Source organism: Ancylobacter radicis (genome assembly GCF_018449475.1).
GTDB classification, from domain to species: domain Bacteria; phylum Pseudomonadota; class Alphaproteobacteria; order Rhizobiales; family Xanthobacteraceae; genus Ancylobacter; species Ancylobacter radicis.
In genome coordinates, this window is sequence record NZ_JAHCQH010000015.1 from 932,072 (window position 1) to 950,006 (window position 17,935).

Genomic DNA, 17,935 nt, shown 5'->3' on the forward strand with positions numbered 1-17,935 from the left:
TCAAACACTGATCCTAGAGGGCGGACGCGATGCATCGAAAAATTGTGCGTTGCATCAGCTCGCTTCCCGCGCGCCGAGGCCGCCATGCGCCTCGTCGTTGAACGGCTCGGCTGCCGCCGCGGCGCCCGGCAACTGTTCCAGCAGCTTGATTTCACGGTTGAAACCGGGACCGCGCTGGTGGTCACCGGGCCGAACGGGACCGGCAAATCCTCGCTGCTTAGACTTTTGGCGGGCCTTGCCCGTCCCGACTCCGGTACCGTCCGTCTGGAAGGGGCGGCCGAGCCCGAGACTTTCGCCGAGGAGGTGCACTATCTCGGCCATCTCGACGCCCACAAGGCGGCGCTGACGGCGGCGGAGAACCTGCGTTTCTGGCGCGACATGCTCGGCCATCCCGGCCTGTCGGTGGGTGCGGCGATGGACGAAGTCGGGCTCGGCGGGCTGGAGGGCCTGCCGGTGGCGGTGCTCTCGGCCGGGCAGAAGCGGCGCCTGGCGCTGGCCCGCCTTCTGGTGGCGCAGCGCCCGCTCTGGCTGCTCGACGAGCCGACCACCGCGCTCGATGTGGCGGCGCAGGCGCGCTTTGCCGAGCTGGCGCGGGCCCATGTCGCGCAGGGCGGCCTGATCGTCGCCGCCACCCACGCCCCGCTCGACCTTCCCGCTGCGCGGCTCGATCTCGGCGCCTACCGGCCGGCGCGGCCCGCCGCCCCGCTCGCCGATCTCGAATCGGAGCCGGAACAATGACCCGCGCCTTTCTCGCCCTGCTGCGGCGCGACCTCGCGCTGGCCCTGCGGGCCGGCGGCGGGGCCGGTCTCGGCGTCGTGTTCTTCCTCGCGGTGGTCGTGGTGACGCCCTTCGCCATCGGCCCGGATCTGGCCCTGCTGGCGCGAATCGGTCCGGCCATCCTGTGGATCGGCGCGCTGCTGGCCTCGCTGATCGGTCTCGACCGGCTGTTTTCCGCCGATGCGGAGGACGGCTCGCTCGACGTGATGGCGATGCTGGATCTGCCGCTCGAACTGATCGCCATCGCCAAGGGGCTGGCGCACTGGATCGCCACCGGCCTGCCGCTGGTGCTCGCCGCCCCGGTGCTGGCGCTGCTGCTGAACCTCTCGCCCGCCTCGATCGGGGCGCTGACGCTCACCCTGCTGGTCGGCACGCCGGCGATCACCTTTCTCGGGCTGATCGGCGCCGCCTTCGCCAGCGCCTTCCGGCGCGGCGGGCTGCTGGTCGCGGTGCTGGTGATGCCGCTCACCATTCCCGTGCTGATCTTCGCGGTGGCGACCACCGGCACCGTGCTCGGCGGCACGGTGCCCTTCGGCACGCCGTTCCGCATCCTCGCCGGGCTGTCGCTGGCCGCCATCGTGCTCGGCCCGATCGCGGCGGCGGCGGTGCTGCGGGTGACGCGCGAGTGAGCCGCGCGGCTCTTTTTCGGTATTTTGCATGCCAGATGAGCGCGACATCGGCGCGCAGGCCGGCGGCGGCGCGGCCGGGCGCCGTTGCCGGCCCGGTGCAGCAATGCGCCGCACTCGTCACAAAGCCTTGAAAGCGCGCGATCTGATCGCTTTGGCCGCATTCGCAGGCCGCTACGTCATTTGCCCCCCTCAAACACTCACGTCCTCGTGTTGCAGCACGCAAAGAGGCGTGTTAGGGAACCGCCGACTTCATGGGCGGGTGCGGGAAATTCCATATCCGGCCTTGAGTTGAACCCTTCAGTCCGGAGGCCGGAATCCCGCCGTCGCGGCGGGTGCACCGTTCCGGAAAGCCCCGAGAGAGGCACTGTGGCCGAGACCTACGTATCCGGAGTGGCAGGACGCTACGCGAAGGCGCTCTTTGAGCTTGCCCGTGATGGCGGTGTCATCGATGCGGTGAAGGCCGACCTCGACAGGTTCGGCGCCATGATCGCCGAGAGCGACGACCTCAAGCGCCTCGTGCGCAGCCCTGTCTTCTCCGCCGAGGAGCAGGAAAAGGCGGTCGCCGCGATCCTGGACAAGGCAGGTATTGGCGGTCTTGCCGGCAATTTCTTCAAGACCGTGGCCGCCAACCGCCGCCTGTTCACCGTCGAGACGATCATGCGCGGCTTCGACCAGCTGGCCGCCGCCGAGAAGGGCGAAGTCGTGGCCGAGGTCACGGTTGCCCAGCCCCTGTCCGATTCCCACGCCGCGACCCTGAAGCAGGCGCTCGACCAGATGACCGGCAAGCATGTGAAGCTTGTCGTCGAGGTCGACCCCTCCCTGCTCGGTGGTCTCAAGGTCAAGCTCGGCTCGAAGCTCGTCGACGCCTCGCTCAAGACCAAGCTCAATTCGATCCGCACTGCGATGAAAGAGGTTCGCTGATGGATATCCGCGCCGCTGAAATTTCCGCGATCCTCAAGGAGCAGATCAAGAATTTCGGCCAGGAAGCCGAAGTCTCCGAGGTCGGTCAGGTTCTCTCCGTCGGTGACGGCATCGCCCGCGTCTACGGGCTCGACAACGTCCAGGCGGGCGAGATGGTCGAGTTCGAGAACGGCACGCGCGGCATGGCGCTGAACCTCGAAATCGACAATGTCGGCGTCGTCATCTTCGGCTCCGATCGCGAGATCAAGGAAGGCCAGACCGTCAAGCGCACTGGCGCCATCGTCGACGTGCCGGTCGGCCGTGGCCTGCTCGGCCGCGTCGTCGACGCGCTCGGCAACCCGATCGACGGCAAGGGCCCGATCGAGGCGACCGAGCGCCGCCGCGTCGACGTGAAGGCGCCGGGCATCATCCCGCGCAAGTCCGTGCACGAGCCGATGCAGACCGGCCTCAAGGCGATCGACGCGCTGATCCCGGTCGGCCGTGGCCAGCGCGAGCTGATCATCGGCGACCGCCAGACCGGCAAGACCGCCATCGCGCTCGACACCATCCTGAACCAGAAGCCGCTGAACGTCGAAGGCGCGCCGGAGAGCCAGAAGCTCTACTGCGTCTACGTCGCCGTCGGCCAGAAGCGTTCCACCGTCGCGCAGTTCGTGAAGGTGCTCGAGGAGCAGGGCGCGCTGGAATATTCCATCGTCGTCGCCGCGACCGCCTCGGACGCCGCGCCGATGCAGTTCCTGGCGCCGTTCGCCGGCACCGCCATGGGCGAGTATTTCCGCGACAACGCGATGCACGCGCTCATCATCCATGACGACCTGTCCAAGCAGGCCGTGGCCTACCGCCAGATGTCGCTGCTGCTGCGCCGCCCGCCGGGCCGCGAGGCCTATCCGGGCGACGTGTTCTATCTCCACTCGCGCCTGCTCGAGCGCGCCGCCAAGCTCAATGACGAGAACGGCGCCGGCTCGCTGACCGCCCTTCCGGTCATCGAGACCCAGGCCAACGACGTGTCGGCCTACATCCCGACCAACGTGATCTCGATCACCGACGGCCAGATCTTCCTCGAATCCGACCTGTTTTTCCAGGGCATCCGCCCGGCGGTGAACGTCGGCCTCTCGGTGTCGCGCGTCGGCTCGTCGGCCCAGATCAAGGCGATGAAGCAGGTGGCCGGCAAGATCAAGGGCGAGCTTGCCCAGTATCGCGAGCTGGCCGCCTTCGCCCAGTTCGGCTCCGACCTCGACGCCTCGACCCAGAAGCTGCTCAACCGCGGCGCGCGCCTGACCGAGCTGCTCAAGCAGCCGCAGTTCTCGCCGCTCAAGGTCGAGGAGCAGGTGGTCGTGATCTATGCCGGCACCAATGGCTATCTCGACGCCCTGCCGGTCGCCAAGGTCCGCGCCTTCGAGGAAGGTCTGCTGCTGCTGCTGCGCACCAAGCACACCGACATCCTCGACGCGATCCGCACCTCCAAGGAACTTTCCAAGGAGACCACCGAGAAGCTCGTGAAGGTGCTCGACACCTTCGCGAAGTCTTTCGCCTGAGCCGGTAGAGCGGAGCGACAGGGCACATGGCCAGCCTCAAGGAGCTGCGTAATCGCATCGCTTCGGTGAAGGCGACGCAGAAGATCACCAAAGCGATGCAGATGGTCGCCGCCGCGAAGTTGCGGCGCGCCCAGCTGGCCGCCGAGGCGGCGCGTCCCTATGCCGTCCGCATGGAAAGCGTGCTGGGCAACATCGCCGGCTCGATCTCCAGCGGCCCCGACGTGCCGCTGCTGCTCACCGGCACCGGCAAGGACGAGACCCATCTTCTCGTCGTGCTGACCGCCGAGCGCGGCCTGTGCGGCGCGTTCAACTCCTCGATCACGCGCCTCGCCCGCGAGCGCGCGCTTTCCCTGATGAACCAGGGCAAGACGGTCAAGATCTTCTGCGTCGGCCGCAAGGGCCACGAGGCGCTGCGCCGCCAGTTCGGCAAGCAGATCGTCGAGGTGGTCGAGCTGCGCGCCAACAAGGGCGTGAGCTTCGCCGACGCGCAGGTGATCGCCGACAAGATCACCAGCATGTTCGCGGCCGGCGAGTTCGACATCGCGACCCAGTTCTTCAGCCGCTTCCAGTCGGTCATCGCCCAGGTGCCGACCGGCCAGCAGCTGATCCCCGCGACCTTCCCGGAGGTCGCCCCGGCCGCCGCCGGAGCCGCGGCGACCTATGATTACGAGCCCGATGGGGCGGAAATCCTTGCCGACCTGCTGCCGCGCAATCTCGCGGTGCAGATCTTCAAGGCGCTGCTCGAAAACGGCGCGTCCGAACAGGGCGCCCGCATGAGCGCGATGGACAACGCCACCCGCAATGCGGGCGACATGATCAAGAAGCAGACTTTGACCTACAACCGCACCCGCCAGGCGATGATCACGAAGGAACTGATCGAGATCATCTCCGGTGCCGAGGCGCTGTGAGGCAAGGGACCAGAGCACCGGAAGGACGACGAAATGGCTAAGGTCGGACGCATCACGCAGGTCATCGGCGCCGTCGTGGACGTGCAGTTCGAGGATCATCTTCCCGAGATCCTGAACGCGCTGGAAACCACCAATAACGGCGCGCGCCTCGTGCTCGAGGTCGCCCAGCATCTGGGCGAGAACACCGTGCGCACCATCGCGATGGACTCCACCGAGGGTCTGGTCCGCGGAACGGTGGTCAACGACACCGGCGCGCCGATCATGGTGCCGGTGGGCGCCGCCACGCTGGGTCGCATCATGAACGTGATCGGCGAGCCGGTGGACGAGCTCGGCCCGGTGGTCGGCGAATCCATGCGCGCCATCCACCAGCCCGCGCCGTCCTATGCCGAGCAGTCGACCGAATCCGAGATCCTGGTCACCGGCATCAAGGTCGTCGACCTGCTGGCGCCCTATTCCAAGGGCGGCAAGATCGGCCTGTTCGGCGGCGCCGGCGTCGGCAAGACCGTGCTGATCATGGAGCTGATCAACAACGTCGCCAAGGCCCACGGCGGCTACTCCGTGTTCGCCGGCGTCGGCGAGCGCACCCGCGAGGGCAACGATCTCTATCACGAGATGATCGAGTCCAAGGTGAATGTGGACCCGCACGAGCATGACGGCTCGTCGGCCGGTTCCAAATGCGCCCTGGTCTATGGCCAGATGAACGAGCCTCCGGGCGCCCGCGCCCGCGTCGCCCTGACCGGCCTCACCGTCGCCGAACATTTCCGCGACCAGGGCCAGGACGTGCTGTTCTTCGTCGACAACATCTTCCGCTTCACCCAGGCGGGTTCGGAAGTGTCGGCGCTGCTCGGCCGCATCCCCTCGGCGGTGGGCTATCAGCCGACGCTCGCCACCGACATGGGCGCGCTGCAGGAGCGCATCACCACCACCACCAAGGGCTCGATCACCTCGGTTCAGGCCATTTACGTGCCGGCCGACGATCTGACCGACCCGGCGCCCGCCGCCTCCTTCGCCCATCTTGACGCGACCACCGTGCTGTCGCGCTCGATCGCCGAAAAGGGCATCTACCCGGCGGTCGACCCGCTCGACTCGACCTCGCGCATTCTCTCGCCGCTGGTCATCGGCGAGGAGCACTACAATGTGGCCCGCGCGGTGCAGCAGACCCTGCAGCGTTACAAGGCCCTGCAGGACATCATCGCGATCCTGGGCATGGACGAGCTCTCGGAAGAGGACAAGCTCACCGTCGCCCGCGCCCGCAAGATCGAGCGTTTCCTGTCGCAGCCCTTCCACGTCGCCGAAGTCTTCACCGGCTCGCCCGGCAAGCTCGTCGACCTCGCCGACACCATCAAGGGCTTCAAGGGCCTGGTGGAAGGCAAGTATGATCACCTCCCGGAGCAGGCCTTCTACATGGTCGGCACCATTGAAGAGGCGATTGAGAAGGGCAAGAAGATGGCTGCCGAAGCCGCGTGAGGCTCCTCGCCCGGCGCCCTCGATCCTGAGGGCGCCGGGCAGCGCCGACCGACGCTGACGCATCCGCTGGAGGATACATGGCCACCTTCCCGTTCGAACTCGTCTCCCCCGAGCGCCTCGTCTTTTCCGGCGCGGTGAGCGAAGTCATCGTGCCGGGCACCGAGGGCGAGTTCGGCATTCTCGCCGGCCATGCGCCCTTCGTCTCGACGCTCAAGCCCGGCATCCTGACCATCAAGGGCGAGGGCGCGGCCAAGAAGCTGTTCGTGCGCGGCGGCTTCGCCGAAGCCAACCCGCAGGGGCTGAGCGTGCTGGCCGAGACCGCGATCCCGCTTGAGGAGATCAAGGCCGACCGCCTCGCGCAGATGATCAAGGACGCGCAGGAAGACGTGGAGGACGCCCGTGACGAGGCGACCCGCCAGCGTCGCCTGACCTTCCTCGAGGCGCTGAAATCGGCCGCCACCGCCATCGAGGCCGATGCGCGCCACGCGCACTGAGCCTGAGGCAGGCGCCGCAGAGAGACTATGATCCGGGCCGCCTCGCAGCGGCCCTTTTCATTTTGGGGCCCCGTCAGGAGCCCACCCTTCCGGGAGCATCGTCATGAGCGATTTCAGCGGTTCGACCTTCAGCGCCCATGCCTGGGGCCGCAATGAGCCGGTCTATGAGGCGATCCGCACCATGCCGTTCAACAACGCGCTGGCGGATGGCACGCTCTCGCTGGAGCGTTTCCGGCACTACATGATTCAGGACGCGCATTATCTGATCGCGTTCGGTCGCGGCCTCGCCATCGCCGCCGCCAAGGCGGATGATCCCGACGGCCTCGTCCAGTTCGCGGAAGCCGCCAAGGTCGCGGTCGTGGTCGAGCGTTCGCTGCATGCCGATTTCTTCGCCAGCTTCGGCATCAGCGCGGACGAGTTCGCCCGCACGCAGATGTCCCCAGTGTGCCACCATTACACCAGCTTCCTGATCGGCAGCGCCCATGCCGAGCCCTATCCGGTGGTGCTGGCGGCGCTGCTGCCCTGCTTCTGGATCTATGCCGAGATTGGCCGCGACATTCTCGGCCGCGCCGTGCGCCCGAACCCCTATGACGCCTGGATCGACACCTATGCCGGCGAGGAGTTCCATGAGGCGGTGCGCGCGGTGATCGCCACCACCGACCGCGCCGCCGCCAAGGCCTCGCCCGACGTGCTCCAGCGCATGCACGAGGTGTATCAACGCGCCTGCCAACTGGAATGGATGTTCTGGGATTCGGCCTGGCGCGAGGCCGACTGGCCGGTCTGACCCGCAGCCGCTTCCCGCCACCCGTTACCGTGCCTCCCGCCGCGGTCCGGCCCTATCCTCGTGGCGCGGGGCGGCGCGACGTGCTTAAGTCGGCGTCACAGCCGCGGGAGCCCGATGAGCGACGTGACCTCCGACCTCCCGGTGCGCAGCAGCCGGGGTTCTTCCGAAGCGCCGATCCGGGCCCGGATCCTTCAGGCGATCTTCGAGCGTCGCCTGCCGCCGGGCGAGAAACTCACCGAGGAGCGCCTCGCCGGCCTGTTCGGGGTGAGCCGCACCGTGGTGCGGCAGGCGTTGGCCCGCCTCGCGCAGGACGGTATTGTCGAGCAGCGGCCCAATCGCGGCGCCTTCGTCGCGGCCCCCACGCGGGCCGATGCGCGCCATGTGCTGGCCGCGCGCGCCGTGGTCGAGCCGGAAGTGGCGCGCTCGCTGGCCTGCGGCTGTACGGCATCGGGGCTGGCCCGGCTGCGCCATCATGTGGCGACCGAGAACGCGGCGCGCGCCAACGGCGATCGCGGCACGCTGGTGCGGCTGACCGGGGAATTTCATGTGGCGCTGGCGGAAGAGGCGGGCAACCCGGTCTTCGTGCGCCTGCTCACCGAGCTGCAGGCGCTCAGCTCGCTGTCGATCCTGCTCTATGAGCGGGGCGAGCACGCGGCCTGCCCGCCCTCCGAGCATGCCGCCATCCTCGCGGCGATCGAACAGGGCGATGCGGAACTGGCGGCGCGGCGGATGCGCGAGCACATCGCCCATGTCGCGGACGAGCTCGATCTGCGCGAACCGGTGGCGCGGCCGGCCGGGCTTGCCCAGGCGCTCGGCCTCGCACCCGACAGCGTAGCACCCGCCGGCGCCCGCCAACGATAGAGCGACCGCTGAAGGCGGGTCGGGATCAGGTCAGGTGGCGGAGTGTGCCGAGGGCAGTGCCGTGCGGCGCGGGCGCCCGTCAAACGCGACGCGCAAGCCGGCCGCAGGCGGTGAGCGGCGCCGGTGATGAGCCGGCGCGGCCTCAGCGGCGGCGGCCCGGCGGCGGGCGGCGCTGGCCGGAACCGATCGGCGGGGTCGGTCCGCCGGTCTTGTGGCGGAAATTGATGCGCCCGCGTTCGAGATCGTAGGGCGACATCTCCACCACCACGCGATCACCGACGATGGTGCGGATGCGGTTCTTCTTCATCTTGCCCGCCGCATAGGCGAGAATCTCGTGGTCATTATCGAGTTTGACACGGAAATTTCCGTCCGGCAGCACCTCGGTGACGGTGCCGTCAAACTCGAGCAGTTCCTCTTTCGCCATTCCTGGCTCTCCTCGTACAGGCTTTCGCAAAGCGTGCCGTCAGGCACATAACCCGACGGCAGCACTTTGTCTCGCTTAACGCGCGGGGCGGAAGGATTTGCGCGGGCCGCGACTCTCGTCGAAGCGCGCACCCTCATGACGGGGAGCTTCCGGGCGGGCGGCGTCGAGGCGCGGACGCTCCCTCAGCCCTTCCTGCCGGTGCCCCTCGACGCGATGGCTGTCGTGGCGCTGCGCATCGGGACGGACGGCACGCGGCTCGCCGCGCTCCTCGCCGCCGCGATATTCCGGGCGCGGGCCGCGCTGGAACGGGCGGCTCGAGCGGTCGCCCTCGCGGGGCGCGCGCGGCGCCTGCGGGCTGCGCGGGGCGCGATGATCGCGCGGGGCGCTCTCGCGCGGCTCGCTGCGGCCACGCGATTCGCCACGGCGGTCCTCGGAGGGGATGGTCAGGCGGATCAGCCGCTCGATGTCGCGCAGGAAGGCCCGCTCCTCGCCATCGCAGAAGGAGATGGCGATGCCCTCGGCGCCGGCGCGCGCGGTGCGGCCGATGCGGTGGACATAGCTCTCCGGCACGTTGGGCAGGTCGTAATTGACGACATGGCTGACGCCCGGTACGTCGATGCCGCGCGCGGCGATGTCGGTCGCCACGAGCACCTTGACCTTGCCTTCGCGGAAGGCAGCGAGCGCCCGCTCACGCTGCGGCTGCGACTTGTTGCCATGGATCGCCTCGGAGGCGATGCCGGCCACCGCGAGGCCCTTCACGATGCGGTCGGCGCCGTGCTTGGTGCGCGAGAACACCAGCGCGCGGTCGAGACCGGCATGGCCGAGCACCTCGACCAGCAGGTCCGGCTTGCCGGAACGGTCGGTGAGGAACACCTTCTGCTCGATCTTGTCGGCGGTCTTGGCGACCGGCGTCACCGCCACGCGCACCGGATTGGTGAGCAGCGCGTCGGCCAGCTTCTCGATCTCGCGCGGCATGGTCGCGGAGAAGAACAGGTTGCGGCGCTTGGCCGGCAGTTTGGCGACGATCGCGCGAATGGCGTGGATGAAGCCCATGTCGAGCATCTGGTCGGCTTCGTCGAGCACGAACACTTCGACCTGGTCGAGCCGGACCGCGCCGTTCTCCATCAGGTCGACCAGACGGCCGGGGGTCGCCACCAGCACGTCGACGCCGCCGGCGATGGAACGGGCCTGACGGCCGAGCGGCACGCCGCCGATGGCGAGCGCGGTCGAGGGCCGCACATGCTTGCCATAGAGGCGGAAGCTCTCGAGGATCTGGCCGGAGAGTTCGCGGGTCGGGCTCAGCACCAGTGCACGGGTGGCGCGGCGCTCGGGGCGGCGGCGCTCGGTGACGAGGTGGTTGAGGATCGGCAGCGCGAAGGCGGCCGTCTTGCCGGTGCCCGTCTGGGCGATGCCGATCAGGTCATGCCCGGCGAGCACGAGCGGAACGGCCTGCTCCTGGATCGGGGTCGGGGTGGTGTGGTTCGCTTCCGCGAGGGCTTTCAGAATAGGCTCGGCAAGGCCGAGCTCGGAAAAGCTGGTCAAGTAAGGATCTTTCATGGGCGATCCCGCCCGTACGCCGAATGCGTGCGGAGCGCGAATCACGAGGGGTCTGGGGGACACCCCGCGCAGCCTGGGACGTCGGTGATCTGAGATGATGGGGGCTGAAGACTGCCGCGGAAAAACCCCGGCGGACGTCGAGCAACGCGGCCCCGATACGGACATGATCCGTACGCATCGCCTATGTGGCCTAAATGCGTGGTGATTTCAAGGCGTCATGCGCTGGGATATAAGCTGAACCGATGTTTCCAGATGTCGTCGACCTTCGCAGCTTCTATGCCCAGCCGCTCGGCGTGGTGACGCGCCGGCTGATCGGGCGCGCCGTGCGCTCGCGCTTTGACAATGTGCGCGGCCTCGCCGTGCTGGGCATCGGCTATGCCACTCCCTATCTCGGCGTGTTCCGCGAGGAATGCGAGCGCACCCTCGCCTTCATGCCCGGCGCGCAGGGCGTCACCCGCTGGCCGTCCGCCGCGCCGACGCTGGCCGCGCTGGTCGACGAGACCGAGCTGCCCTTGCGCGACGGCATGGTCGACCGGGTGATCGCCGTGCATCTGCTGGAGATGACCCCCGATGCCGGCGAGGTGCTGCGCGAGGTCTGGCGGGTGCTGGCGCCGGGCGGGCGGCTGCTGTGCATCGTGCCGAACCGGCGCGGTGTCTGGGCGCGGGTCGACAATAACCCGTTCGGCCATGGCCGGCCCTTCTCGCGCACCCAGATCACCGATCTGCTGCGCGCCGCCCTGTTCACCCCGGTCGCCTGGGGCGAGGCGCTCTATATCCCGCCGGTCCAGCGCAACTGGTTCCTGCGCGGCGCCGTGGCCTGGGAGCGGGCCGGCGCCTCGCTCTCGCTGCCCTTCGCCGGCGTGCATATCGTCGAGGCGACCAAGCAGGTCTACAAGCCGGTGCCGCTGCGGCGCAAGGCGAGCCGCCTCCAGGTCTTCCAGCCCGTGCTGGAGCCGGTCATGTCGCCGCGCCCGCTGGGCGGATGAGCGGGGCGCGGGCGAGGCGGAGGGCCGGCGAGGCAAGATGCCGGTGAGGCCTGCGCTGGAAGGGAGACCGGAAAAGGACTATATTCGGTCCGATCTTCATCCCCTTCCGCGAGGCCGTCGTGAAACTCTCCGAGCGCATCAAGCCGATCAGCTATCTCAAGGCCAATGCCGCCGAGGTCATCGCCAAGCTCGCCGAGCACCAGCAGCCGATGATCATCACCGTCAATGGCGAGGCCAAGGCGGTGCTGCAGGACATCGATTCCTATGAGGAGATGCAGGAAGCGATCGCGATGCTGAGGATCGTCCAGATGGGTCAGAAGGACATCCGCGAGGGCAACACGATACCCCTTGAAGAAGCGATGCGGCGCGTGCGCGACGGCTCGCTGGACTGAACCGGGGCGGCGCCATGCGCTATGAGGTGGAGCTGACCCGCCCGGCGGCGCGCGATCTCAACGCGATCCGCAAATTCATCACGGAGAGTGAATCCGCCGCCCGTGCGGAAGAGGTGCTGAGGGTGCTTCAGCAGAAGCTCGCCACCCTCGCCGAGATGCCCTTACGCGGCAACGCGCCGAAGGAGCTGATGATTTTCGGTGCCACCGAGTTCCGTGAACTGCACCACCAGTCCTACCGCATGATCTATGCGGTCCACGGCCGGACGGTTTTTGTCGTTGCCATCACCGATGGCCGGCGCGACATGCAGGCCTTCCTGCAACGGCGCCTCACCCCCTGAGGGAGCGCCCGCTCATCCCTTGCGCGAGAGCAGGAACACGGCCTGCTCGCCGAGCAGGTTCCACACCGCCCAGGGCAGGTTGACCCGCACCGGATGACCGGAGGCGTCGAGCGCCGTGGCCTTCTCGATCTGCGCCCCGACCTCCTCCACCAGATCGACGAAGTCGCGAATGGTGCAGAAATGGATGTTGGGCGTGTCGTGCCAGCGATAGGGCAGGTTCTCGGTGCTCGGCATCCGGCCATTGATCAGCAGGTCGAGCCGCATCCGCCAGAAGCCGAAATTGGGGAAGGAGACGATGGCCCGCGCGCCGATGCGCAGCATCTGCTCCAGCACCCATTTGGGCCGGCGCGTCGCCTGGATGGTCTGCGACAGGATCACATAGTCGAAGGCATTGTCCGGGTAATCGGCGAGATCGACATCGGCGTCGCCCTGGATGATCGGCAGGCCGCGCGCCACCCCCGCATTCACCCCTTCGCGCGAGAGTTCGATGCCGCGCGCGTCGCAGCCGCGTGTGGTGGCGAGCAATTCGAGCAGTTCGCCGTCGCCCGAGCCGACATCGAGCACGCGCGAGCCGGGCTTCACCATCTGCGAGATCAGCAGCAGGTCGATGCGCTTGCCCTGCTCGCCGCGTGCCGCCTCGCGCATGGTGAGATCGTTGGCCTTCAGTTCCTCAAGAACGAGATCGCGCGGCGACATCAGTTCACCCCCACGGCGCGGGCGGCGGCGTCGATGAAGCCGCGCGTGATGGCGAAGAATTCCGGCTCGTCGAGCAGGAAGGAGTCATGGCCCTTGTCGGTCTCGATCTCGGTGAAGGAAACCTGCGCGCCGGCCGCGTTGAGCGCGTGCACGATGGCGCGCGAATCCGCGGTGGTGAACAGCCAGTCCGAGGTGAAGGAGACCAGGCAGAAGCGCGTCTTCGCCCCCTTGAAGGCGTTGGCCAGCACGCCGCCATAGTCCCCGGCGAGGTCGAAATAATCCATCGCGCGGGTGACATAGAGATAGGAATTGGCGTCGAAGCGGTCGACGAAGGCCTCGCCCTGATGGCGCAGATAGGATTCCACCTGAAAATCCGCGTCGAAGGAGAAGGTGTGCCCGTCGCGGTCCTGCAGCCGCCGGCCGAATTTCCGGTGCAGCGAGGAATCCGACATATAGGTGATGTGCGCGGCCATGCGCGCGACCGACAGGCCCCGGCGCGGGCTGGTGCCCTCGGCCAGGTAGCGCCCGCCGCGCCAGTCGGGGTCCGCCATCACCGCCTGCCGGCCGACCTCGTGGAAGGCGATGTTCTGCGCCGAGTGGCGCGCGGCGGTGGCGATCGGCATGACCGCGAACACCCGCTCGGGATAGCTCGCCGCCCATTGCAGCACCTGCATCCCGCCCATCGAGCCGCCGACCACGGCGAGCAGCCGGTCGATGCCGAGATGGTCGATCAGCATCGCCTGCGCCCGCACCATGTCGCGGATCGTCACCACCGGCAGGTCGAGGCCATAGGGCTGGCCGGTCTCCGGGTTGGTGGAGGACGGCCCGGTGGTGCCGAGGCAGCCGCCCAGCACATTGGAGGCGATGACGAAATAGCGGTCGGTGTCGATCGGCTTGCCCGGCCCGATCAGCGTCTCCCACCAGCCCGGCTTGCCGGTGACCGGGTGGACATTGGCCGCGTGCTGGTCGCCGGAGAGGGCGTGGCAGATCAGAATGGCGTTGGAGCGCGCCGCGTTCAGCGTGCCATAGGTCTGGTAGGCGATCTGGAACGGGCTGAGCACGCCGCCGGCATCGAGCTTCAGCGGCTTGTCGGCGCCGAAGCGCACCACCGGGGAATGCGGCTGGTCCGCTTCGCCGCGCGCAGCTTCGACAATCGTCCTCTCCAGCATGCCAACCTCGCCTGCACCAACCGTCCTACCGGACGAAGAGTTCGTTATACCGGACGATGCGATGATGCCACATCGTCTTCTTGTCAATATCGTCGCGCGATGGCGCCGCGCCACAAAATCCGCCGCCAGAATTTGTTTTGCAGCGCGCCCGCGCGAGGGTTAGGACTGCCGCCGATGAACGAGATGCCCAAAAACCCTGCATCGAACCCCGCATCGGCGGGGTCTTCGGCCGCGTCCGCGCCGGTATCCGCGCCGGTCCCGGACCTGTCGACGCTGCGCACGGAGATCGACCGGATCGACGCGCACATGCACGCGCTGTTGATCGAGCGCAGCGAGATCATCGACCGGCTGGTGGCGGTGAAGCGGTCGCGCGCGGCCGAGGGCGGCTCGGCCTTCCGCCCGGCGCGGGAGGCCTCGATGATGCGGATGATCGTCGACCGGCATCGCGGCATTCTTCCGCTCGATACGGTCGAGGGCATCTGGCGCGTCATCATCTCCACCTTCACCTATGTCCAGGCGCCCTATGCCGTGCATGCCGACCTCGCCAGCGGCGACGCGGCGATGCGCGACAGCGCCCGCTTCCATTTCGGCTTCACCGTGCCCTTCATCGCCCATATGGGCGCCTCCGGCGTGGTGGCGGCGGTCGCCGGCTCCAAGGGCGATCTCGGCCTCGTGCCGGCCTTTGCCGCGCCCGGCGCCGGGGCCTGGTGGACGGCGCTGGAAGGCGAGCACGCGCCGAAGATCATCGCGCGGCTACCTTTCGTGGAGCGTGCCGACCACCCCGCCGGCCTGCCGGTGTTCTGCATCGCCCATCCGGTGACGGATGGCGCGGTGACCGAGGTGGAGACCTGGAGCCTGCATGTCGCCGGCTGGACCGCCCATGCCGCCCGCGCGCTGGCTCCGCTCGCCGAAGTGATCGCGGTGCCCGATCGCGGGCTCGACGGGGCGGCGCTGCTGGCCTCGATCCCGGTGGGCGGGGCGGTCGGGCTCGACACGGTGCTGGCCGCGCTGCGCGCCGCCGGCGCCTCGGTGCGCGCCGTCGCCCTCGTCGGCTCCCATGCCAGCCGCTATACCCATTGCCCGCAGGATGCCGCGCAAGGCTGACCTGCCGCCCCCTTCTCCCGCCGCCGCCGTCCCGGAGCTTGCCATGTCGTCCGCCACCGCCCCCAGCCGTCCCGTCCCGCGCCCCGGCGTGCAGGCGATCGAGGCCTATGTGCCCGGCAAGGCGCAGGCCGGGGCGGGCGTGAAGGTGCATAAGCTCTCGGCCAATGAGAACCCGCTCGGCGCCAGCCCGAAGGCGATCGAAGCCTTCCGCGACGCGGCCGCGCTGGAGTTTTATCCCGACGGCTCGTCGACCAAGCTGCGCGCCGCCATCGCCGCCGCCTATGGCCTCGATCCCGCGCGCATCGTCTGCGGCACCGGCTCGGACGAGCTCTTGATGCTCACCGCGCTGGCCTTTGCCGGGCCGGGCGACGAGGTGCTCTATTCGCAATACGGTTTTCTCGTCTACCGCATCGCCGCGCTGGCGGCCGGCGCCACGCCGGTGATCGCCCCGGAGACCGACCTCACCACCGATGTCGACGCGCTGCTGGCGGCGGTGACCGAGAAGACCCGCGTGGTCTTCCTCGCCAACCCGAACAACCCGACCGGCACCTATCTGCCGTTCGACGAGATCAAGCGCCTGCAGAAGGGCCTGCCGCCGCATGTGCTGCTGGCGCTCGACGCCGCCTATGCCGAATATGTCCGGCGCAACGATTACGAGGCCGGCATCGAGCTGGTCGCCACCTCGCCGAATGTGGTGATGCTGCGCACCTTCTCGAAGATCCACGGCCTCGCCGCCCTGCGGGTCGGCTGGATGTACGGCCCGGCCGAGATCATCGACGCCATCAACCGCATTCGCGGCGCCTTCAACGTCTCCGCGCCGGGCCTCGCCGCGGCGGTGGCGGCGATCGAGGACGCGTCCCATGTCGAGCGCGCCATCGCCCATAATGACCAGTGGCTGCCCTGGATGACGGCGGCGCTGACCGGCCTCGGCCTCACCGTCACGCCGAGCGTCACCAATTTCGTGCTGGTGCATTTCCCCGAGGCGCCCGGCAAGACCGCGCGCGACGCCGACGCCTTCCTGATGGAGCGCGGGCTGATCCTGCGGCGCATGGATTCCTACGGCCTGCCGGGCGCGCTGCGCCTGACCATCGGCACGCAGGAGGCCAATGAGCTGCTGGTCGCCACGCTGACGGAATTTATGGGGAGCGCCGGCCATGGTGCTTGATCCGCCGCTGCCGCGCCCGCTGGTCGGCCGGCTTACGGTCATCGGCCTCGGGCTGATCGGTTCGTCGATCCTGCGCGCGGTCGATGTGCGCCAGCTCGCCGGCACCAGTGTCGCCTATGACGCGGCCCCCGAGGTGCGCGCCCGCGTCGCCGAGCTCGGCATTGCCGACGAGGTCGCCGCCTCCCCCGCCGAGGCGGTGGCGGACGCCGACATCGTCATTCTCTGCGTGCCGGTCGGCGCCATGGGTGCGGTGGCGCAGGCCATCGCCCCGCATCTGAAGCCGGGCGCCATCGTCTCCGATGTCGGCTCGGTCAAGGGCGCGGTGCTCGCCGCGCTGCGCGCGCATCTGCCCGAGGGCGTGCACATCATCCCCGGCCATCCGGTGGCGGGCACCGAATATTCCGGCCCCGATGCCGGCTTTGCCACGCTGTTCAAGAACCGCTGGTCGATCCTCACCCCGCCCGAGGGAGCGGATGAGCCGGCGGTGGCGCGGCTGTCGCAGCTCTGGGCGGAGATGGGTGCCAATGTCGAGATCATGAGTGCCGAGCACCATGATCTGGTGCTCGCCATCACCTCGCATGTGCCCCATCTCATCGCCTACAACATCGTCGGCACGGCGGCGGATCTGGAAAGCGTCACCCAGTCCGAGGTGATCAAATACTCGGCCGGCGGCTTCCGCGACTTCACCCGCATCGCTGCCTCCGACCCGACCATGTGGCGCGACGTGTTTCTCAACAACCGCGAGGCGGTGATCGAGGTGCTCGGCCGCTTCACCGAGGACCTGATCGCGCTTCAGCGGGCGATCAGGTGGGAGCAGGGCGAGACGCTGTTCAACCTGTTCACCCGCACCCGCGCCATCCGCCGCTCGATCATCGAGATCGGCCAGGAAACCGCGGCCCCGAACTTCGGCCGCGAGCCGGAGTAGGGGGTCTCCCTCTCCGAGAGGGGACGCGCGCCTGCGTGCTTCGAGGCCGGCGTCTCGCCGGCACCTCAGCATGACGGGCGTGGTGCCAGCCGCGCGAAAAAGAGCATCGTCATCCTGAGGTGCGCGCGAAGCGCGCCTCGAAGGATGGTTGTCGGGCAGGTTGAAACCCAGAACACCGTCATGGCCGGGCTTGGCCCGGCCATCCACGCCTTGATCGGAGCACGGGAAGTCGTGGATCCCCGGATCAAGTCCGGGGATGACGTCGTGTGGGGGCCAAGCTCCCTCTCCCCGTGGGGGAGAGGGTCGGGTGAGGGGGCTTCAAGGTCGAGATCAGCCTCCCAGCGTCGCAGCCCCTCACCCGCCGCTGCGCGGCGACCTCTCCCCGACGGGGAGAGGTGTAGGCGGGCGCGGAGCCCTCTTAGCTGCGAGCGGTGCCGTCAGAGAACGCCGTCTTCGTCAGAACACCGTCATGGCCGGGCTTGACCCGGCCATCCACGCCTTGATCGGCGGGCGGGAAGTCGTGGATCCCCGGATCAAGTCCGGGGATGACGTCTTGTGGGGGACCAAGCTCCCTCTCCCCGTGGGGGAGAGGGTTGGGGTGAGGGGGCTTTAAGGTCGAGATCAGCCCCCAGCGTCGCCGCCCCTCACCCGCCGCTGCGCGGCGACCTCTCCCCGTCGGGGAGAGGTGTAGGAGGCCGGCAGCCCGATTGGCGCGCGCGTTCCCGATGAAACATCGTCATGGCCGGGACGGCTCAATAAAGATCGTCATCCCGGCCCCTCGGGTCTTGCCTTCGGCAAGCCCAAGG

The 17,935-nt window shown here is 68.5% G+C and carries 20 protein-coding genes; 15 read left to right on the plus strand and 5 right to left on the minus strand.

The genetic code is table 11. The features are described from left to right. Positions 1–84: 84 nt before the first annotated feature. From ccmA to KIP89_RS19980, 9 genes are all read left to right on the plus strand, one after another. A complete protein-coding gene (ccmA, locus tag KIP89_RS10405; RefSeq protein ID WP_213755281.1) occupies positions 85–738 on the plus strand; it encodes a heme ABC exporter ATP-binding protein CcmA in 654 nt (217 codons plus the stop codon). Continuing rightward, positions 735–1,406 carry a heme exporter protein CcmB gene (gene ccmB, locus KIP89_RS10410; protein WP_213755282.1) on the plus strand — a complete coding sequence of 224 codons (672 nt, stop codon included), beginning with the start codon at positions 735–737 and terminating at the stop codon, positions 1,404–1,406. The genes ccmA and ccmB overlap by 4 nt, the downstream gene beginning before the upstream one ends. Positions 1,407–1,772: 366 nt before the next feature. Next, complete coding sequence (locus tag KIP89_RS10415) at positions 1,773–2,327, plus strand: F0F1 ATP synthase subunit delta (RefSeq protein ID WP_213755283.1); 555 nt, start codon at positions 1,773–1,775, stop codon at positions 2,325–2,327. Next, positions 2,327–3,859, plus strand: a complete 1,533-nt coding sequence (atpA, locus tag KIP89_RS10420; RefSeq protein ID WP_213755284.1) for a F0F1 ATP synthase subunit alpha — start codon at positions 2,327–2,329, stop codon at positions 3,857–3,859. The genes KIP89_RS10415 and atpA overlap by 1 nt, the downstream gene beginning before the upstream one ends. A 26-nt stretch (positions 3,860–3,885) precedes the next feature. Next, positions 3,886–4,767: a F0F1 ATP synthase subunit gamma gene (locus KIP89_RS10425; RefSeq protein WP_213755285.1), complete on the plus strand. Its 882-nt coding sequence runs from the start codon at positions 3,886–3,888 to the stop codon at positions 4,765–4,767. 33 nt (positions 4,768–4,800) lie between these two features. Then, complete coding sequence (atpD, locus tag KIP89_RS10430) at positions 4,801–6,234, plus strand: F0F1 ATP synthase subunit beta (protein ID WP_213755286.1); 1,434 nt, start codon at positions 4,801–4,803, stop codon at positions 6,232–6,234. Between the two features lie 77 nt (positions 6,235–6,311). Further along, entirely contained in the window at positions 6,312–6,728 is a 417-nt protein-coding gene (locus KIP89_RS10435; protein ID WP_213755287.1) for a F0F1 ATP synthase subunit epsilon, read from the plus strand. A 103-nt stretch (positions 6,729–6,831) separates the two neighbouring features. Then, positions 6,832–7,512, plus strand: a complete 681-nt coding sequence (gene tenA / locus KIP89_RS10440; protein WP_213755288.1) for a thiaminase II — start codon at positions 6,832–6,834, stop codon at positions 7,510–7,512. A 114-nt stretch (positions 7,513–7,626) separates the two neighbouring features. Further along, positions 7,627–8,373 carry a GntR family transcriptional regulator gene (locus KIP89_RS19980; RefSeq protein ID WP_213755289.1) on the plus strand — a complete coding sequence of 249 codons (747 nt, stop codon included), beginning with the start codon at positions 7,627–7,629 and terminating at the stop codon, positions 8,371–8,373. Between the two features lie 142 nt (positions 8,374–8,515). On the opposite strand, the gene infA is transcribed toward KIP89_RS19980, so the two are convergent. Together infA and KIP89_RS10455 are read right to left on the minus strand one after the other, a co-directional pair. Then, a complete protein-coding gene (gene infA / locus KIP89_RS10450) occupies positions 8,516–8,797 on the minus strand; it encodes a translation initiation factor IF-1 (protein WP_183188718.1) in 282 nt (93 codons plus the stop codon). A gap of 75 nt (positions 8,798–8,872) precedes the next feature. Further along, a complete protein-coding gene (locus KIP89_RS10455) occupies positions 8,873–10,354 on the minus strand; it encodes a DEAD/DEAH box helicase (protein WP_213755290.1) in 1,482 nt (493 codons plus the stop codon). Between the two features lie 242 nt (positions 10,355–10,596). Here KIP89_RS10455 and KIP89_RS10460 point away from each other — a divergent pair, with 242 nt between their 5' ends. The 3 genes from KIP89_RS10460 to KIP89_RS10470 all read left to right on the plus strand — a co-directional run bounded on the left by KIP89_RS10460 (position 10,597) and on the right by KIP89_RS10470 (position 12,070). Further along, positions 10,597–11,340 (plus strand): class I SAM-dependent methyltransferase, encoded by a 744-nt coding sequence (locus KIP89_RS10460; RefSeq protein WP_213755291.1) that lies wholly within the window; start codon positions 10,597–10,599, stop codon positions 11,338–11,340. A 119-nt stretch (positions 11,341–11,459) separates the two neighbouring features. Beyond that, positions 11,460–11,732 (plus strand): type II toxin-antitoxin system Phd/YefM family antitoxin, encoded by a 273-nt coding sequence (locus KIP89_RS10465; protein WP_213755292.1) that lies wholly within the window; start codon positions 11,460–11,462, stop codon positions 11,730–11,732. Positions 11,733–11,746: 14 nt separating this feature from the next. Further along, positions 11,747–12,070, plus strand: coding sequence for a type II toxin-antitoxin system RelE/ParE family toxin (locus KIP89_RS10470; RefSeq protein ID WP_213755293.1), 324 nt, complete (start codon positions 11,747–11,749; stop codon positions 12,068–12,070). A 12-nt stretch (positions 12,071–12,082) separates the two neighbouring features. Here KIP89_RS10470 and metW read toward each other — a convergent pair whose 3' ends face one another. The 3 genes from metW to KIP89_RS19785 all read right to left on the minus strand — a co-directional run bounded on the left by metW (position 12,083) and on the right by KIP89_RS19785 (position 14,276). Beyond that, entirely contained in the window at positions 12,083–12,715 is a 633-nt protein-coding gene (gene metW, locus KIP89_RS10475) for a methionine biosynthesis protein MetW (RefSeq protein ID WP_250152393.1), read from the minus strand. Positions 12,716–12,765: 50 nt separating this feature from the next. Next, positions 12,766–13,935, minus strand: coding sequence for a homoserine O-acetyltransferase MetX (gene metX / locus KIP89_RS10480; RefSeq protein ID WP_213755295.1), 1,170 nt, complete (start codon positions 13,933–13,935; stop codon positions 12,766–12,768). An 83-nt stretch (positions 13,936–14,018) separates the two neighbouring features. Then, positions 14,019–14,276, minus strand: a complete 258-nt coding sequence (locus KIP89_RS19785) for a hypothetical protein (RefSeq protein WP_250152307.1) — start codon at positions 14,274–14,276, stop codon at positions 14,019–14,021. Between KIP89_RS19785 and KIP89_RS10485 the strand changes: the two genes are divergently transcribed. From KIP89_RS10485 to KIP89_RS10495, 3 genes are read left to right on the plus strand one after another with little or no spacing between them, the layout of a single operon-like run. Further along, positions 14,242–15,039: a chorismate mutase gene (locus tag KIP89_RS10485; protein WP_250152308.1), complete on the plus strand. Its 798-nt coding sequence runs from the start codon at positions 14,242–14,244 to the stop codon at positions 15,037–15,039. The two genes, KIP89_RS19785 and KIP89_RS10485, sit on opposite strands and share 35 nt — an antisense overlap. A 43-nt stretch (positions 15,040–15,082) precedes the next feature. Continuing rightward, positions 15,083–16,204, plus strand: coding sequence for a histidinol-phosphate transaminase (gene hisC, locus KIP89_RS10490; protein ID WP_213755296.1), 1,122 nt, complete (start codon positions 15,083–15,085; stop codon positions 16,202–16,204). Next, a complete protein-coding gene (locus KIP89_RS10495; protein WP_213755297.1) occupies positions 16,194–17,129 on the plus strand; it encodes a prephenate/arogenate dehydrogenase family protein in 936 nt (311 codons plus the stop codon). Before hisC ends, KIP89_RS10495 begins: the two co-directional genes overlap by 11 nt. The last annotated feature ends 806 nt before the right edge of the window (positions 17,130–17,935 follow it).

Coding starts and splice junctions, on each gene's coding strand:
- atpA (WP_213755284.1), top strand. CDS start 2,327: ATGGATATCCGCGCCGCTGAAATTTCCGCGATCCTCAAGGAGCAGATC.
- KIP89_RS19785 (WP_250152307.1), bottom strand. CDS start 14,276: ATGATCTCGCTGCGCTCGATCAACAGCGCGTGCATGTGCGCGTCGATC.
- metX (WP_213755295.1), bottom strand. CDS start 13,935: ATGCTGGAGAGGACGATTGTCGAAGCTGCGCGCGGCGAAGCGGACCAG.
- KIP89_RS10485 (WP_250152308.1), top strand. CDS start 14,242: ATGCACGCGCTGTTGATCGAGCGCAGCGAGATCATCGACCGGCTGGTG.
- KIP89_RS10455 (WP_213755290.1), bottom strand. CDS start 10,354: ATGAAAGATCCTTACTTGACCAGCTTTTCCGAGCTCGGCCTTGCCGAG.
- KIP89_RS10495 (WP_213755297.1), top strand. CDS start 16,194: ATGGTGCTTGATCCGCCGCTGCCGCGCCCGCTGGTCGGCCGGCTTACG.
- atpD (WP_213755286.1), top strand. CDS start 4,801: ATGGCTAAGGTCGGACGCATCACGCAGGTCATCGGCGCCGTCGTGGAC.
- tenA (WP_213755288.1), top strand. CDS start 6,832: ATGAGCGATTTCAGCGGTTCGACCTTCAGCGCCCATGCCTGGGGCCGC.
- KIP89_RS19980 (WP_213755289.1), top strand. CDS start 7,627: ATGAGCGACGTGACCTCCGACCTCCCGGTGCGCAGCAGCCGGGGTTCT.
- KIP89_RS10425 (WP_213755285.1), top strand. CDS start 3,886: ATGGCCAGCCTCAAGGAGCTGCGTAATCGCATCGCTTCGGTGAAGGCG.
- KIP89_RS10435 (WP_213755287.1), top strand. CDS start 6,312: ATGGCCACCTTCCCGTTCGAACTCGTCTCCCCCGAGCGCCTCGTCTTT.
- KIP89_RS10460 (WP_213755291.1), top strand. CDS start 10,597: ATGTTTCCAGATGTCGTCGACCTTCGCAGCTTCTATGCCCAGCCGCTC.
- hisC (WP_213755296.1), top strand. CDS start 15,083: ATGTCGTCCGCCACCGCCCCCAGCCGTCCCGTCCCGCGCCCCGGCGTG.
- ccmB (WP_213755282.1), top strand. CDS start 735: ATGACCCGCGCCTTTCTCGCCCTGCTGCGGCGCGACCTCGCGCTGGCC.
- metW (WP_250152393.1), bottom strand. CDS start 12,715: ATGCGCGAGGCGGCACGCGGCGAGCAGGGCAAGCGCATCGACCTGCTG.
- KIP89_RS10470 (WP_213755293.1), top strand. CDS start 11,747: ATGCGCTATGAGGTGGAGCTGACCCGCCCGGCGGCGCGCGATCTCAAC.
- infA (WP_183188718.1), bottom strand. CDS start 8,797: ATGGCGAAAGAGGAACTGCTCGAGTTTGACGGCACCGTCACCGAGGTG.
- ccmA (WP_213755281.1), top strand. CDS start 85: ATGCGCCTCGTCGTTGAACGGCTCGGCTGCCGCCGCGGCGCCCGGCAA.